Origin of the sequence: Pseudomonas sp. KUIN-1 (assembly GCF_009176725.1) — a bacterium.
Taxonomy (GTDB): domain Bacteria; phylum Pseudomonadota; class Gammaproteobacteria; order Pseudomonadales; family Pseudomonadaceae; genus Aquipseudomonas; species Aquipseudomonas fragariae.
Genome location: NZ_AP020337.1, coordinates 2,922,607 through 2,939,737, shown reverse-complemented (window position 1 = coordinate 2,939,737; position 17,131 = coordinate 2,922,607). Strand labels below are relative to the sequence as shown.

Genomic DNA, 17,131 nt, shown 5'->3' with positions numbered 1-17,131 from the left:
TGATTTATCGCTTGCGGCACAACAATCGAGCTGTCGAGGTGCGATAAGTTCGCCCAGCCAAACGTTGTGTGCGGTGTTGTTTCAATCGTGATATCAGTGTCACGATGCGGTGCTGTTGATGCCCTGCTTATTACATAACTTTCATTTACGTAGCTGGGACAGCGCAGCCTTCAGGGCCTGTTCAAAACGCTGGATGACCAATTGGCATTGCTCTTCAGTAATGATCAATGGCGGCAATAAGCGAATGACGTTGCCATTGCGACCGCCGCGTTCAAGTAACAATCCCTGTTTGAAACAATGCTGCTGAATGGCAACCGCCAGATCCGGGTCCATCGGCAGGCTGCCGAGGCGGTCCGCCGCTTTGCGTTCATCGACAATCTCGATGCCCAGCATCAGGCCGCGGCCCCGCACATTGCCAATCGCCGGATAGCGTTGCTGCAACAGGCCGAGCTGTTCCTTGAGCCAGTCGCCACGTTTTGCGGCCTGGCCGGCAAGGTTCTGTCGTTGCAGCACTTCAAGGGTCGCCAGGCCGGTGGCCATGGCCATCTGGTTGCCGCGAAAGGTGCCGGCATGGTTACCCGGAGACCAGGCGTCGAACTCGCGCTTGAAACCCAGCACGGCCAACGGCAGACCGCCGCCGACCGCCTTGGACATGACGATGATGTCGGGTTCGATCCCCGCATGTTCGAAGGCAAACATCTTGCCGGTACGGCCAAAGCCGGCCTGCACTTCATCCAGAATCAGCAGAATGCCATGCTTGCGCGTGACTTCGCGAATCTGGCGCAGCCATGCTGCAGGTGCCGGATTGACACCGCCCTCGCCCTGCACCGCTTCCAGAATCACCGCCGCCGGCAGCGACACACCGCTTTCCACGTCCTCGATGAACTGGGTGAAGTAGTAACTCAGCGCTTCGGTCCCGGCCTCGCCGCCAATGCCCAGCGGGCAACGGTATTCATGGGGATACGGCAGGAACTGCACTCCGGGCATCAGATTAGCGACGGCGTTTTTTGGCGCAGTGTTGCCGGTCAGCGCCAGGGCTCCGTGGGTCATGCCGTGGTAGGCGCCGGAAAAGCTGATGATGTTATGGCGGCCGGTGGCGGTCTTGGCTAGTTTGATCGCGGCTTCGACCGCATCGGCCCCGGAAGGACCGCAAAATTGCAGGCAGTAATCACGCCCCTGTCCTGGCAGCAGACTCAGCAGCGTTTCGCTGAAAGCGTCCTTGACCGCAGTGGTCAGATCAAGGGTGTGCATGGGCATGCCCGAGGTCAGAAAACTGTCGAGACTGGCCATGATGGCTTCGTGATTGTGACCCAGTGCCAATGTTCCGGCTCCGGCCAGACAATCCAGGTACGTGGTGCCCTCGACATCCGTGACCCACACGCCATGTGCCTTGGCGATCGCCAATGGCAACTTGCGGGGGTAACTCCTTACATTCGATTCAAACTTGCTCTGCCTGTCCAGATAGTTGGCATTGGTTTTCTGCGACGTAGTAGAGTGCAATAAGCCATTATTCAACATCTGTGAGTCCTCGCTGGATTTCCGGATGCAAATTATTATCATTTACCTAAAAGTGCAACCCATTGTTGCGAAAAACAAGATGAAATTTAAATAAACTTTTTTGCGCGCCTGATAATGAATAAGACACACAGTTATACCGACAGGATTAATCGGTATAACTCAATGTGCCACTATTGAGCGTGGCCATTTGTTATTTTGGCGTTATGACAAAACAGCCTATCTAAATAACAAACTGCTGTGTCGCCGTGTTGAGGTTGATTATTTAATACTGCACACAGGTTATCCCTCGATGAGGACTGCCGGTCGTTCGCTATATACGTGACCCCCTTCCCTGGGCGTCACGTATCGACTCAGAAACCGATGGTGGCCGACAACAGATAGGTACGCGGTGTCGACAGAGTCAGCCCCGGCTCGCTGTCGTCCGACGCGCCGGCCGAACTCCAGTAGTACTTGTTCATCACGTTCTCGACATTGGCCCGCAGCGTGATGTCCTTCTGATCGACCTTAAAGGCATACCGCGCGCCTACGTCGAAACGCTCCGATGAATCGATGCTTTTGCTATTGGCCTGATCCAGATACTGCGAACCGGTGTAGATGCCCCGTCCGGTCAGGGTCAGGCCGTTGACGCCCGGGACGTCCCATTCGGCGCCCAGATTGACGTTGTACTTGGGGGTGGCCGGTGCGCGGTTGCCGTCGAATGTGCCGTTGACGGTATTGGTCAGTTCGCTGTCGATGTACATCACCCCGCCCAGCAGACGGAAACCCTTCATCGGCTCACCGAACATGGTCAGCTCGACACCGTCGTTACGGCGCTTGCCGTTCGGGCCGAATACACGCGAGGCGGTATTGGTCTCGTAGGCCGGTTGCTTGATACGGAATACGCTGGCGGTGAAGGCAAATGACCCCAGGTCATACTTGGCGCCGACCTCGACCTGACGACTGACGAACGGCGGGAAGATCTGGTCTTCGTTCACCGAGGTCGACGGAGCGATCTTGCCCTGGCTCAGACCTTCCATGTAGTTGGCGTACACCGAAAAGTCGTCGGTCACCTTGTACAGAATGCCGCCTGACGGTGAGACCTTCTCCTCGTCGTACGCGGTATCGCCCTTCACGTCATCGGTCCAGTCATCAACCTTGACACGCTGCCAGCGGGCGCCGAGTGTCAGCAGCAGACGGTCCTCGAAAAATCCTAGCGTGTCAGTCAGCGCCACACCGCTGAAGCGGTTCTCGGTGTAAACCTTGGAGTCGGCGCGCGTCGGGTTCGAGGGTGTCGGCGTGTCGACCGGGTTGTAGAGATTGCTCGGCGCGGCCGCGTAGCGCGCACCACCGTTTTCAAAGTCCATGTAGAAATAGCTGGCAGCCAGGTTGACCTCGTGGCTGACCGGCCCGGTGTTGAACCAGCTGCGAGCGCCGGCAGTGGCGGTGCGAACATTTTCGTCACGGGTGAAATCGCGCGGCTGAACGCTGAAGTCACCTGCGTCGTTGGTGACCGATACCGCATGGCGCAGGAAGTCATGGTTACTTTTGCGCACGCCGACACCGCCATACAGCATGACCGAGTCGCTGAGGTCATATTCGGCATTCACTGCGCCGAAGGTATCCTTGGTACGCGCCTTGCTCCAGGACTGCGCATAGTTGTCGCGCACATCGTTGGCGTTGGGCACCTTAGCGTTGGCACCGACCTGCACGCGCTCCTGCGGAGCATCAGTGTCGCGTTCGGTGTGCCCGATGTCCGTCGACAGACGCAGGCGATCGCCGCGGAAATCCAGGCCCAAAACGGCCATGTCACGATCGACGCTCTGGTGATCCCATTCTGTGTCGCCGGACTGCTTCACGCCGTTGAAACGGATCCCGAACTTGTCGTCTTCGCCAAACCGACGGGCTACATCGACTGCAGCACCCACCTGCCCCTTGGAGGCATAGCTGGTGGTGAGCTCGGTGATCGGTTTATCCGTCGCGCGTTTGGGGACCACGTTGATGCCCCCGCCGACACTGCCTCGCGGCGAAATGCCGTTGATCAACTGGCTCGGCCCCTTGAGGATGTCCACCCGTTCGGCCATTTCCATGTCGATCGTGTAAGTGGGCAGGATGCCGTACAGGCCGTTGTAGGAAACGTCGCTGTTGAACAGGCTGAAGCCGCGAATGGTGAACTGCTCGTAGCGCCCGCCTGCGGGATTGGTGGCGCGCACCGACGGGTCACTGGCGATCAGATCGCCAAGGGTTCGGGCCTGCTGGTTTTTCACCGCGTCCTTGGTGTAGGTGGTCATGCTGAATGGCGTTTCCATGAAGTCCCGCGAACCCAACATGCCTTGCGAGCCTTTGCGTGCCACCTGACCGCCCGCGTAATCCTGACCGTCCGTGACACCGCTGTCGCCAACGATCGACGTGGGGGCGAGTTGCAAACCTGCACTGGCGCTTTGAGGTGCCGGGATCAGCGTGTAAGCCTGCTCCCCGACGGGTATCAATTGCAGGCCGGAACCTTGCAGCAGACGCGCAAACCCTTCCTCGACCGCGAACTCGCCGGACAACCCCGAACTGTTCCGGCCATTCACCAGCGCAGGGTCTACCGACAGATTGACACCGGCCTGCCCGGCAAAACGGGTAAGCGCGGCGCTCAGGCTGCCGGCCGGCACTTCATAGGCCCGTCTGCCCGCCGTGTCGGCCCAACTGGTCGAGATGAACAACGGACTGGAACTCAACGTCAGCAACAGGCTGAACTGCAAAAGCGGACGCAAACGGTAGGAAGACACTGCGGACATAGAGGGAAGCTCTCGTATTTTTTGTGCACTTATCTGGAATGACCAGCGAGACCAAAAAAAGGGACAGCGCTACGCACTATTTTTTGTCGAAATGTTTTTTCGAGGCACCAGGGTCACCCAGTAACGGGTGCGCATCTGCACGTCCACCGGCAGACTGGCCGCCAGCAAGGACAGCACGCGGTCGGTATTGTCGAGCCTGAAACTGCCGGTCACCCGAAGGTTTTCCAGCGCCGGCTCCCAGCGCAGCAGGCCCGGACGGTAGCGACCCAGCTCGCGCAGGAAATCACCCAGCGACTGGTTCTGCGCGGTCAGTACATCGTCGCGCCAGCCAGGCAGCAAGGCGTCGAAGGCGCTGACAGGACCGACTCCACTCTGCTTCAAACTGACCTGCTGCTGCGCATTCAAGGCCACTACAGGCCCGCGCAGGGGATAAAGCTGCACCGTGCCGCTGACGACCGAAACCCGGCAGTCGCTGTCATTGAGACGCACACAGACTTCGCTCCGACCAACCACGATGCGCCCGTAAGGACCGTGGATGGTCAGCGGCGCGCTGCCAGGCACCTTCAGGGCTATTTCGCCCCGTACAAGGGTGATTCGCCGGGCGCCCATATCGACGTTTACGGCGCTGTCGGTATTCAATTGCAACGTGCTGCCATCGGCCAGCGACAGACGCTTGTGCTCGCCGACGGCGGTTTGCAGGTCGGCACGCCAGACCTCCAGCGGCAACTGACGCCCCAGCAGCCAGACCGCGGGAACCAGTGCCACGGCGCCCAGCGCCCTTTTTAGCGTCGCGCGCCTGGCCTTGTCAGGGCGATCCAGCGTCGCCATGGCCAGGTTGGCAGGCAGACCGAAAAAACGTTGACGCAACTGCTGGGCCTTTTGCCAGGCGCGCTCATGACTGGCGGAGCTGTCACGCCAGTGTTGCAGCATGGCGTGATCTTCCTCGCTGGCACCACCGGACTCGAGAAGCGCCAGCCACTGCGCCGCTTTGCGTACTACCTCGCGTTCTTCGTTCGAAGGTGCCGGGCGAATCACCAGTCCACCAACAGACAGTGCTCGTAGGCTTGTGCCATATAGCGTTTGACGGTGCGTTCGGAAACACTCAGGCGTTCAGCGATTTCCCGATAGCCCAGCCCCTCGAGCTGACTCCAGAGAAACGCCCGGCGCACCACTGCCGACAGGCCATCGAGCAGCTCGTCCAGCGCCTGCAGGGTTTCCAGCAGCAACCAGCGCTGCTCCGGCGACGGCACGCTTTCTTCAGGCAACTGCGCCAGCGCTTCCAGATAAGCCTGTTCAAGGCTGCGACGAGTGTAGAAATTACTGAGCAGGCGCTTGCCCACTGTCAGCAGATAGGCACGCGGCTCCTGCATATCGGCGATCTGCTGGGAGCTGGACAGCACGCGCAGAAACGTATCCTGACTCAGGTCCGCAGCATCCCAGGCATTGCCCATGCGTCTGCGCAGCCAGCTTTCCAGCCAGCCATGATGATCGCGGTACAGGGAATGCAAGGTCTGCTGTGATAGCGTCGCTGCGTCAGTCATGTCAAAAGCCTTGAGCGATGGGATGCGCCAAATGAGACTGATTCTAATTAGTGTTATATCCCGAGTCCACGCTCTTTTTTTTAAAAAGCCCATCGCCACTGCGTGAAATCGGGGCTGTCAGCCCGCAACACGTTGATCCGCGCAGCATCCGGGTGATTCACCCGGACGACAAATGAGCGCTGAAAAGGCGCCCTGCGTGTCCTGTTTGTATCCCTTGTGACGTAAAGTCGGATTGTGGCCGATTAGCAGACAGCCCTGACGCTTTATTCAGGTTTGCCACGGCTGGTGGCGTTGAGGATTTTTGCATGCGACTCGCTTTCTACCGAGGGCCAACGTTCACCCGACAGTTGCTTGAAGTCCTTGGGCCGCAATACGCACACGCCCTCTGGCCCATCGTCATCATGCAGCCCCTATAAAAAACACGCAGCCACAGGAGCAGCGTCATGAATCAACCCGCCACGGTTCCGCCAGATACGACGTTTCACGCGGCCAGGCTAACCGAGCTGCTCGAGGCGCAGCAGGCTGCATTCCGCGCTCAGGGCGCGCCTTCCTACGATCAACGAATCGCAGACCTCAACGCCGTTCTGCGCATGGTCAGCGATAATCAGGACAGGTTGCTCGAGGCGGTCAGCGCAGACTTCGGCAACCGCTCGTTCGACGAAACACGGCTCGGCGAATTGATGCCGGTGATCAATGGCATCAAGCACATCCGCTCGCACCTCAAGGCGTGGATGCGCCCCTCCCGGCGCAAGGCGGGTATTGTTTTCAGACCGGCCACGGCCCGGGTCGTGTATCAGCCGCTGGGCGTCGTCGGCATTCTGGCTCCGTGGAACTATCCGCTGACGCTGACGCTGGTGCCGTTGATAGAGGCGCTGGCTGCCGGCAATCGGGTGATGATCAAGCCTTCGGAGCTGACACCCAGGACTTGCGAGCTGCTCAGGCAGTTGCTGGGCGAAACCTTCCCTGCCGAGCAGGTAACAGTAGTCACTGGCGACGCCACGCTGGCGGGCCGGTTCAGTGAGCTGCCTTTTGACCATCTGCTGTTTACCGGCTCGACCCACGTGGGTCGCCAGGTCATGGCGGCGGCCGCGCGCAACCTGACACCGGTCACTCTGGAGCTGGGCGGCAAATCGCCGGTCGTGGTGTGCGACGACTTTTCGATCAGCAAAGCCGCGCGGATGATCGCTATCGGCAAACTGTTCAACGCCGGTCAGACCTGCGTAGCACCTGACTATGTCCTTGTCCCGCGCGAACACGTGGACAGCTTTGCCAGCGAGTGGCTGGCTGCAGCGGAAAAACTCTACCCGACCCTCGATGGCAATCCGGACTACACCTCGATTATTTCCCAGCGCCACTACGACCGGCTTATGGCGATGGCCAGTCAGGCCGTGGCAACGGGTGCCAAGGCATGGCAACACAATGCGCCTGCGACGGCGGGCGAACGCAAGATCGCACCGATGGCACTCACGCAGGTGTCCCTGAAAGCGGATGTCATGGGCGAAGAGATTTTCGGGCCGCTGCTGCCGATCCTCGCGTATGAGTCGCTGGATGAAGCCATCGCTTTTATCAACGCGCGTCCGGCACCGCTGGCCCTTTATTGCTTTTCCAACGATCAAACCTCTGTGGAGCGGGTGCTGAACCGCACGCAGTCCGGCGGCGTGACCATCAATGGCACCATGCTGCACGCGACGCAGGATGACCTGCCCTTTGGCGGTGTCGGCGACAGCGGCACCGGGGCCTATCACGGCTACGAAGGCTTCGTTCGTCTGTCCCACGCCCGCGGCGTTCTCAAGCTCGGACGTTTCAACATGTCCGACAAGGTCTCGGCACCTTACGGACGGCTTACGCGCCTGGTCACCCGGTTCATGATCGGAAAATAGACGCTTGCCAAACGCTATTTCCCCGCCATGTTGCAACTTTAGATGCACATGTGTGGGGATATTTTTATCTCTCTACTTCCCGTAACAACATCAGGCACCACGAGTTAACGCGGGTTCGCCCCACCATTTCTGCGACCTCCTTGCCCGCCGTCCGACCGATGACCATCACTCTTTCTGATAGTGAAGTATTTAGGTAACCTCAGGGCGATACGCTTTGCTGTACTTCACTGGAGATGCTCTAGCGGGCATCTAACGCTGTTTTCGTGGCGCAAACGCCAACAGCAGGTTGATGTGACCGCGCCATGCTTACAGCGTCTACACCATTGTCAGCAGTTTTAAACTCATGGATGACTACATGCCTAACACACTACTTCCGCAGATCGGCAGGGCCATAGCCAGCATCGGTAGCGGGAATTTTTCCAGCATGTTCCACAAGTTGATCGATACTCAGCTTGCGGTAGATGCCACGCACCTCTCCTCACTGCCACAGCCCTGGCAAACGCCACCCGCCTCTGCACCGACGGTCTTTAACGAGACGGTGACGTCATCACGGGGCACGCTGTTGCTCAGTGACTCGATTCATCTTTACCCTGATCAGGCCTCGGAAAGCTTTAGTTGTAAAATAACTGTATTTCGGGCGCTTCCCGCGCATGAATTTTCAGAAAAGGAACGCCGACAGCTGGGCGACATTTCCCCTCTGCTGTTTTCGATACTTGAAAAACATGTCAATGCCCTGCAATCGGCAATGCCCGGCATCGAGCATAAAAAGCCGGAAAGCATTGAAAAGCGCTTTCAGGAACGACTGCGTGAAACAGGGTTGACGTTGTCCGAACGCGAAACCCAAGTGTGCCTGGGGCTGCTCGCCGGCCATACCGCGCTTGAGCAGGCCGAGCGACTCGCACTCAAGGTCAATACCGTGGGCAGTTACCAGCGCCGCGCGGCGATCAAGCTGGGCATCAGCGGTCGCAATTCACTGATGCGCTGGATGTATGGCTCATCAGCGGGCGTTTTTTCAACCTGCTGACCGCCAGTTGATGCAAAGGACGGGGCGATACCGATCGCCCCTCCCGGATCCACCCTCACCGCCTGCGACGCAAGACCTCCTTGCGTTTGCAGTAACGCTTGATCAATAGCCCCCGACTCATTGCGTTTCCCCCACACCCACTGCCAATCCGTCGTACCACCAGGCTGCCAGGCTGTAGACGTCCGGCGCTTTCAGGACGCTGAAGTGGTTGCCCGACCCTTGCCAGAGTGAAAGCTGCGGCAGCAAGTGCTGCCATTGGCTTGCGCAAGCGGCATGCTCAAGTTGATTGTCCAGCGCATCCAGTTGCGGGTCATTCACCAGGACCAGACTTGCCCTGCCGCTGTAGCCTCCCGGCTCAGGTCGATAGACCGTGCGCAAGGCGCTGGCAAACGTGCGGACAATCCCTTGCAGGGCCTGTGCCGCCAGGCGTGGCGGCAATAACCCGACGCGCACCATGGCCTGCTGAAGCAGGTGCATTTGCGTGACCGTATCCCTGTCGGCAAACGCCAGCGGGTCGAGCTCCAGGCTTCGTCCGCTGGACAACTGCAACGCCTCGATCAGGCGTTCCAGCACGGCGGTGGCGGTATAAGGTTTGCCGTCCAGGCCCTCACCGCCAGGCGCCTCGCTGTCGATCAGGGTCAACGAGACAACCTCGCGGCCACGGGCCTGCAGTTTGACCGCCATGGCGTGCGCCGCCCAGCCGCCGAAAGAATGCCCGACCAGATGCAGCGGGCCTTTCGGATACAGCGCTTCGATGGCCTGCACATGGCTCTGCGCTGCCGCTTCCACCCGGCTGTGCGGAACACTGCGACCGTCCAGGCCGCGCGGTTGCAGGCCGTGGATCGGCCAGTCCGGCCCCAGCGCCTCGGCCAGGCCAATGAAACTGGTGACGCTGTCACCGGCTCCGGGTACGCAAAACACGGGGGCATGCCCGTCACGCCCACTCTGGATGGCCAGCAGCGACTGATGAGCCGGCGTTGGCGGTGGCGTGGCAGGCGCGCTGTGCAACGCCTGAACGATGCTCAGACCAAGCACGGCCACGTGCGGTGCCTGCATCATCGTCATATGGTCCCCCGGGACATCGACGCACTGCAGTTGATTTCTGGAGAGAATCTCACCCCAGCCCAGAGTCGAACTGCTTGCGATCGGCGCCATTGGACGCTGTTCGGCGCGGAACAGGTGAATCGGCAGACTGAGCGGTTCCAGCTGGTAATGCGCCAGGGCCTGACCATGCGCCACTTCCCGGTCCAGGTAATGGTGCAATTGCTGATCGCTCGCCAGCGCCAGTTCCTCGTACAACAGGCCTTCGTCACGGCACAGTTGCAACAGCGTCGCGAAGTCCGGCAGCGGCGCTTGTTCGCTGAATGAGTTCAGAAGTGCCAACTTCGCAGCGCCCTCACCTGCCTGGGCCTGCCAGTGCGCAGTGCAATGCGAGAGCAGTTGCCGCTCAAGCAAGTCAGGTCCTTGCCAGCGCGCCTTGCCCTGATCGGTCAGGCGTGGCACATAGCTGTCGATCAGGCCGAGGAATGTCACGGCCTCGTCCATGCCCAGCAGTTGAGTAGCCACTTCGTAGGCCAGAACCCCGCCAAACGACCAGCCGGCCAGTCGATACGGGCCGCGCGGCTGGACCTGACGAATGCGTTCCACCATCCGCGCAGCCAGGCACTCCATGGTGCGTAATTGCTGCTGCCCAAGGCCAATGCCCGGCAAGCCGTAAATCGGAAAGTCGCCCTGCAGATGTTGCCCAAGCACCGGAAAATAAGCATCCAGCCCGGTGAAGTCGTGAAGCAGAAACAACGGTGATTCGCTGCCACCGGCGCGCACTGTGATCACCTCGCGAGCCGCATCCGGCGACCCTGGACGCTGATCGAGCAATCCGGCCAGCGCTGCAACGCTAGGGTGCTGGAACAGCTCGGCCAGCGTCAGTGACACGCCGGCTTTTTGCAGCAGGCTGACCAGACGGATGGCCGACAGCGAATGGCCGCCCAGTTCGAAGAAGCTGTCGTGCCTGCCGATCTTCCCGACTTCAAGAACCTCGGCCCACAAGTCCGCCAGGCGCTCTTCCAGAGCAGTTGAAGGCGCCTGGTAAGCGAGGTTCGCCAGTGCGGCCAGATCCGGCGCAGGCAACGCCTTGCGGTCGACTTTGCCGTTCTGGGTCAATGGCAGCGCATCAAGGCCTACAAACACCGCAGGCACCATGTACTCCGGGAGTTGCCCCAACAGATGCGCACGCAAGGCGGCACTGTCGAGCGACGCGTTACGACGGGTGAAGTAACCCACCAGACGCAACGTGCCATCGTCCAGACGCTGGGTGGTCACGACTGCTTCGCCGACGCCTGGGCATTGCGCCAGGTGCTGTTCGATCTCGCCCGGCTCGATACGCACGCCACGGATCTTCACCTGATCATCGTTGCGGCCCAGGTATTCAAGCGTCCCGTCGGACAGCCAGCGCACCAGATCGCCGGAGCGATACATCCGTGCACCGGGCCTGTCGCTGAACGGATCGTCGAGGAAGCGTTCTGCGGTCAGGTCCGCACGGTTGAGATAGCCACGAGCCACGCCAGCGCCGCCGATGTACAACTCGCCGGGCACCCCGAGTGGCACGGGCTGGCCACGCGAATCCAGTACGTACAGTCGGGCATGGGTAACCGGCTTGCCGATGTGCAACACCTTGCCTGGCTGCATCCGGCCAGAGCTGGCCACCACCGTGGTCTCTGTCGGGCCGTAGTTGTTGACCACGGCAAAACCGGGATCACGGTTGAAATGACGCAAGCGATCACCGCCAATCAACAGGGTCTGCAGCGTCGGGTGGTGTAATTCACGGCTGAAGGCATATTCGGCCACCGGGGTCGGCAGAAACGCCACCTGCAGCGGCTGGGCCAGCCACCAGTCGAGCAGCACATCGAGCTGTTCGTTGCCAATCTCCGCAGGCGGCAGGTGCAGCACCGCACCGGCACACAGCGCAGGCCAGACTTCCCAGGCCATGGCGTCGAAACCGAACCCGGCAACGCTGGCGGTATGACTGCCGGCACGCAGGTTGAAGGCTTCACAGTGCCAATCCACCAGATTGTTCAGCGTGCGGTGCTCGACCATCACGCCCTTGGGCAGCCCGGTGGACCCCGAGGTGTAAATCACGTAAGCCAGATGCTGCGTGGTCATTTCCGGCACGGACGGGTTGTCGGTGCGCTGTGACCAATCCGGGCGATCAAGCGCGATCACCGGCACCTGCAGTTCGGGCAGACGTGTCAGCAGGTCGAATTGAGCCAACACCACCACGGGTGTGCTGTTCTCCAGCAGGTAGCTGATGCGTTCATCCGGATGGCCCGGATCGACCGGTACGTAGCACGCCCCGGCTTTGAGCACTGCCAGCAGACCTGTCAGGGTCTCCAGACCGCGCCGCGCGACCACCGCCACCCGGTCGTCAGGACGTACGCCCAGCCCGATCAGGTGATGGGCCAATGCGTTGGCACGGGCGTTCAACTCGCCATAGCTCAAATGCTGATCGCCCGCCTGAGCGGCCAATGCGTTCGGCTGATCAAACGCCTGCTGTTCGATACGTAGATGAACCGGCAGCGGGCACTCCGCCGTAAGGCGATCGGCATTGAAGCCATCGAGCAGTTCGGTTCGCTCGGTGCCGGGCAGAATATTCAGTGCCTGAATCGGTTCCGAAGGTGCCTGTTCAAGGACGTCGACCAGCCCCTCCACGGCGCAGGCAAGATACGCACAAACACGTCGGGCATCGATGCCTTTCGAGGTCAGCGCAGTCAGGTCGAACGCCTCGCCCAGATCATCGACGCTGAGCGTCAACGGATAGCTGCTGCGCTCGCCCGACTGCAACAGCTCAATGCCCTGCCAGGCTTTGCCGGCAGCCTCGTTTGCCTCACCGGGCACCGCGCTATGGCGGTAGTTCAACAGTGCACTGAACAACGGTGCGCCTGCAGGCAATGCGCTGCAACGCTGCGCGATTGCCAGAGAAGCCTGTTCGTGGGCAAGCAATCCGGTCAGGCGGCGGTGGGTCTGGGACAGAGCATCGCGTGCACTCTGATCGGCCAGGTCGATGCGCAACGGCAAGGTGTTGATGAACACCCCGAGCGTGCGGTCGGCGCCCTCGCTGCCGTTCAAGCGCCCCAGCAGTACGGTGCCGAACACCACGCTGTCACGCCCGGACAATCGGCCCAGTACCTGAGCCCAGGCCAGGTGCATCAGGCTGGCAGGACTGACACCCAGCTGCCGCACCTGATGACGCAACCGCCTGCTCAGGTCCGCATCCAGACGCAGTCGGGCCTCGCCTGCAACCTCCGGCCCTGGCAACCAGGTCTGGGCATACGCCAGGGTCGGCTCATCCAGATCGCCCAATTGCTCGCGGAAGAACGTTTCATGCGCATCGTCACCCGCCCCCAGCAAGGTCTGCGCGATGTAGTTGCGGTAAGGCACTGGCGCAGGCAGTTGCGCTGCCTGATCGAGCAGCACCGCCTGCAATTCCTGGCTCAGCAGGTCCAGGGCAACGTGGTCCATGATCAAGTGATGGAACAGCAGGAGCGCGACGATACGCCCGTTGTCCGGGTCATCGGCGTGAATCAGCCTCAGCAGCGGTGCTCGTACAAGTTCCAGCGGCTCGGGATTATCCAGCGCCGCCAGCGGTACCTCGATCACCGGCAGATCGGCATGTCGCCAGACCACTTGCACCGGCGTTTCCAGGCCTTCCCAGCACAGTGAAGTCCGCAACACGTCGTTGCGGGCGATGACCTGTTGCAGCGCCTGGCTGAAGGCCTCCAGTCGCGAGCGGTCGGCAAAGGCGAAGCGTGCTTGCAAGCGATAGGGATCATCCTCGGCGGCGGACAGGTAGTGATAGAAAATACCCGCCTGCAAAGGCCCCAGCGGGTAGATGTCCTGAATATTGCTCGCACCGCCGGTCACGCTGGCGACAACGCGATCGATACCTGCCTGATCCAGTTTCACCAACGGCAACAGGTCCGGGGTGATTGACGTGCAATCCGCACCGATCAGGTTGGCCGGAATCTTCACCTGAGCGCCGCTGCCAACGGCGCGTGCCAAGGCGGCCAGGGTCGGCTGGGCAAACAACACGCGGATATCGGCATCCATGCCACGGCGACGCATGCGTGCGATCAGAGTAACGGCGAGCAGCGAATGGCCGCCGAGTTCGAAGAAGTGATCGGTGCGCCCTACCTGCTCGACTTGCAGCAAATCGCTCCAGATGTCGGCCAGGGCCATTTCCAGCTCGCCTTGCGGCGGCTCGTATTCACGCCCTGGCATGGCGTCGCGATCCGGCACCGGCAAGGCACGTCGATCGACCTTGCCGTTGGCGGTCAATGGCCAGGCATCGAGGCGCACGAACGCACTCGGCACCATGTAGCCCGGCAGACGGTCCAGCAGGTCGGCACGTAGCCTGGCGATATCAAGGGCCGAGCGCGGGCCTTGCTCAATGAAGTACGCCACCAGACGTGACTGTCCAGGTTCGTCCTCGCGCGCCACCACCAGCGACTCCTCGATACCTGGCAACGAGGTCAGTTGCGCCTCGATTTCGCCCAGTTCGATGCGCATACCGCGGACTTTCACCTGATCGTCGTTACGTCCCAGGTAGTCCAGCGTGCCGTCGGCATTCCAGCGCGCCAGATCGCCGGTGCGGTACATGCGCGCCTGCGGGTTATCGCAAAACGGGTCACTGAGGAAGCGTTCGGCAGTGAGTTGCGGCTGATTCAGATAACCCCGCGCCACGCCTTCACCACCGATGTACAGCTCGCCGGCAACACCGGTCGGCACCAGTTGCTGCTGATCATCCAGCAGGTACACGCGGGTGTTGGCGATCGGCTTGCCGATGTCGAGGCTGCCATCAGGCAACAGACGACCGGAGGTCGCGACCACCGTGGTTTCGGTCGGGCCATAGTTGTTGATCACGGCAAAACCCGGCTCACGGTGGAACTGCCGCAGGCGATCGCCGCCGATCAGCAGCGTGTGCAGCGTCGGGTGGTAGAGCTCGCGGCTGAACGCATATTCGGCCACCGGTGTCGGCAAAAACGCCACCTGCAGCGGCTGCGCGAGCCACCAGTCGAGCAGCAGGTCGAGCTGTTCGTTGCTGATCTCCGCTGGCGGGATGTGCAGCGTTGCCCCTGCACAGAGCGCCGGCCAGATTTCCCAGGCCATCGCGTCAAAACCGAAGCCGGCCACAGTGGCCGTGTGGCTGCCGGCGTGCAAAGCGAACGCCTGGCAATGCCAGTGGACGAGATTGGCCAGCGTGCGGTGTTCGACCATCACGCCTTTCGGTTGTCCGGTCGAGCCGGAGGTGTAAATCACATACGCCAGATCGCCGGGCGTCTGGCCCGATACCAGCGGATTTGCCGGTTTTTCAGGCCATTGAGATCGATCAAGCGCGAGCAACGGCACCTTCAGTGCAGGCAGGCGCGCCATGAAAGCCTGTTCAGCGAGCACCACTACTGGCGCGCTGTCGGCCAGCAGATAGTTTATGCGCTCATCGGGGTGCGCCGGATCCACCGGCACATAGCAGGCACCGGACTTGAGCACGGCCAGCAGGCTCACCAGCGTGTCCAGCCCACGGCGCGCGACGACCGCGACGCGATCATCCGGGCGCACGCCCAGGCTGATCAGATGATGGGCAAGGCTGTTGGCCTGACGGTTCATCTGTGCGTAGCTCAGTGACTGCTCGCCGACCCTGGCGGCAAAGGCTTCGGGCATGCCTTCGGCGCGTGCTTCTATCAGGGCATGAATGGTCTGACCTTGCGGCAGACTCACCGCGCTGGCGTTGAGGCTTTCGAGCAGATACTCGCGCTCCTGCAGGCCCACCAGCGGTATATCAGCGAGCACCACCTGCTGGTTATTCACCAGCGTGCGCAGCAACTGTTCGAAATAGCCGCAATAGCGCTGCACCGTTGTCTCGTCGAACAGCGCAGTGGCGTAGTCCAGCGTACCGAACAAGGCATCACCCTGTTCGCCGAGGTTAAGCGACAGATCGAACTTGGAGACCTGACTCTGCTGTTCGACCGTCGCCAGCGACAACCCGTCCATCTCCGGTAAGGTAGTTTCCCCGGCCAGCCAGTTGAGCGTTGTCTGGAACAGTGGGCCATGGGCCAGGCTGCGTGTCGGGCGGACGATTTCCACCACCTGCTCGAACGGCAGGTCCTGATGGTCCTGAGCCTCCAGTACGCGCGTCCTGACCTGTGCCAGCAGCGCCTCACCGGTGGGTGCCGATGCCGTGTCGATGCGTATGGCCAGCGTGTTGACGAACAGGCCGATCAGCCCTTCCAGCTCGGCGCGACCACGGCCCGCGATCGGGCTGCCGACCACCACCTCGGCCTGACCTGAAAGCCGCGCCAGCAGTGCGCCCCACGCAGTCAGCAAGGTCATGTACAGCGTGACACCTTGCCGCTGAGCCAGCGCACGCAGGCCGGCAGTCAGTTGCCCATCCAGCCGTACATTGAGGCTGGCACCGGCGAAATCCTGCTGCGCCGGACGCGGCCGGTCGGCTGGCAGGGTCAGCAGTGTCGGTGCGCCTTCCAGCGCCTGCCGCCAGTAGGCCGCCTGGTGTTGCAGGCGCTCACCGCTCATCCAGCCCTGCTGCCAGACCGCATAGTCGGCGTATTGAATGCTCAGCGCTGGCAGTGGATCGGCCTCGCCACGGCGCAGCGCTGGATACAACGCATGCAGTTCGCGGGTCAGCACGCCCATCGACCAGCCGTCGGAGACGATGTGGTGCACGGTCAGCAACAACACGTGCCGCGCGTCTTCCACCTGCAGCAGGCAGCCACGGATCAGCGGTCCCCGCGTCAGATCAAACGCTGCGGTGGCCTCTGCTGCAACGCGTTCGGCCAGGGTTTGCGGGTTTTGACGCAGGTCTTCGATGTGCAGGAACGACATGGCTGTCGGAGCTGTGAACACGACTTCAGCCCCCTCCTCGCGGGCAATGAAGCGGCTGCGCAGGGTTTCGTGGCGCTCGACGATCCGCCCAAGCGCTGCTGTCAGTGCAGGCACATCCAGCGATCCTTGCAGACTGAGGGCCAGCGGGATGTTGTAAGCCTGATTGCCGCCCTCCATTTGTGCCAGAAACCACAAACGCTGCTGGGCAAACGACAGCGGTAGCGACTGATCACGTGGCGCAGGCAGGATCATTGACAGCTCACTGCGTCCGGCACCAGCCAGCGCACTGGCCACGGCTGCCAGTTCGCCCAGCGCGAAGAGTTCGCCCAATGGCAACTCCATGCCCATCTGCTGACGCACCTGCGACACCATGCGCATGGCCAGCAGGGAATGCCCGCCCAGATCGAAAAAGTGATCGTGACGACCGACCCGCTCGAGCTGCAGCACTTCAGCCCAGATCTGCGCCAGAGCGATTTCAATCTCGCCCTGCGGTGGCTCGTAGGCCAGCCCCAACAGCGA

7 protein-coding genes (1 of these 7 cut by a window edge) are annotated in these 17,131 nt (G+C 61.3%); 2 read left to right on the top strand and 5 right to left on the bottom strand.

What is annotated here, in order from left to right; translation table 11 throughout:
- Positions 1-141: 141 nt before the first annotated feature.
- The 4 genes from KUIN1_RS13440 to KUIN1_RS13425 form a co-directional block, all read right to left on the bottom strand.
- The gene (locus KUIN1_RS13440) at positions 142-1,518 is read right to left on the bottom strand and encodes a diaminobutyrate--2-oxoglutarate transaminase (RefSeq protein WP_011267793.1); all 1,377 of its coding nucleotides are present in this window, start codon (positions 1,516-1,518) and stop codon (positions 142-144) included.
- A gap of 350 nt (positions 1,519-1,868) precedes the next feature.
- The gene (locus tag KUIN1_RS13435) at positions 1,869-4,277 is read right to left on the bottom strand and encodes a TonB-dependent receptor (protein ID WP_032655991.1); all 2,409 of its coding nucleotides are present in this window, start codon (positions 4,275-4,277) and stop codon (positions 1,869-1,871) included.
- Between the two features lie 69 nt (positions 4,278-4,346).
- Positions 4,347-5,312, bottom strand: a complete 966-nt coding sequence (locus KUIN1_RS13430; RefSeq protein WP_011267791.1) for a FecR domain-containing protein — start codon at positions 5,310-5,312, stop codon at positions 4,347-4,349.
- Positions 5,309-5,818 (bottom strand): sigma-70 family RNA polymerase sigma factor, encoded by a 510-nt coding sequence (locus tag KUIN1_RS13425; RefSeq protein WP_003406891.1) that lies wholly within the window; start codon positions 5,816-5,818, stop codon positions 5,309-5,311. The genes KUIN1_RS13430 and KUIN1_RS13425 overlap by 4 nt, the downstream gene beginning before the upstream one ends.
- A gap of 443 nt (positions 5,819-6,261) precedes the next feature.
- Between KUIN1_RS13425 and KUIN1_RS13415 the strand changes: the two genes are divergently transcribed.
- The gene (locus KUIN1_RS13415; RefSeq protein ID WP_057457524.1) at positions 6,262-7,698 is read left to right on the top strand and encodes a coniferyl aldehyde dehydrogenase; all 1,437 of its coding nucleotides are present in this window, start codon (positions 6,262-6,264) and stop codon (positions 7,696-7,698) included.
- A gap of 355 nt (positions 7,699-8,053) precedes the next feature.
- Complete coding sequence (locus KUIN1_RS13410) at positions 8,054-8,722, top strand: helix-turn-helix transcriptional regulator (RefSeq protein WP_024638725.1); 669 nt, start codon at positions 8,054-8,056, stop codon at positions 8,720-8,722.
- A 117-nt stretch (positions 8,723-8,839) separates the two neighbouring features.
- On the opposite strand, the gene KUIN1_RS13405 is transcribed toward KUIN1_RS13410, so the two are convergent.
- Positions 8,840-17,131 carry the 3' portion of a non-ribosomal peptide synthetase gene (locus tag KUIN1_RS13405; protein WP_152092030.1) on the bottom strand. The gene runs 9,489 nt beyond the window's last position, so only the last 8,292 of its 17,781 coding nucleotides appear in the window; its start codon lies off the right edge, out of view; its stop codon occupies positions 8,840-8,842.

Bases quoted from the DNA above. Each gene is read 5' to 3' on its own strand.
- KUIN1_RS13440 (WP_011267793.1), bottom strand. From the start codon at position 1,518: ATGTTGAATAATGGCTTATTGCACTCTACTACGTCGCAGAAAACCAAT.
- KUIN1_RS13425 (WP_003406891.1), bottom strand. From the start codon at position 5,818: ATGACTGACGCAGCGACGCTATCACAGCAGACCTTGCATTCCCTGTAC.
- KUIN1_RS13410 (WP_024638725.1), top strand. From the start codon at position 8,054: ATGCCTAACACACTACTTCCGCAGATCGGCAGGGCCATAGCCAGCATC.
- KUIN1_RS13415 (WP_057457524.1), top strand. From the start codon at position 6,262: ATGAATCAACCCGCCACGGTTCCGCCAGATACGACGTTTCACGCGGCC.
- KUIN1_RS13435 (WP_032655991.1), bottom strand. From the start codon at position 4,277: ATGTCCGCAGTGTCTTCCTACCGTTTGCGTCCGCTTTTGCAGTTCAGC.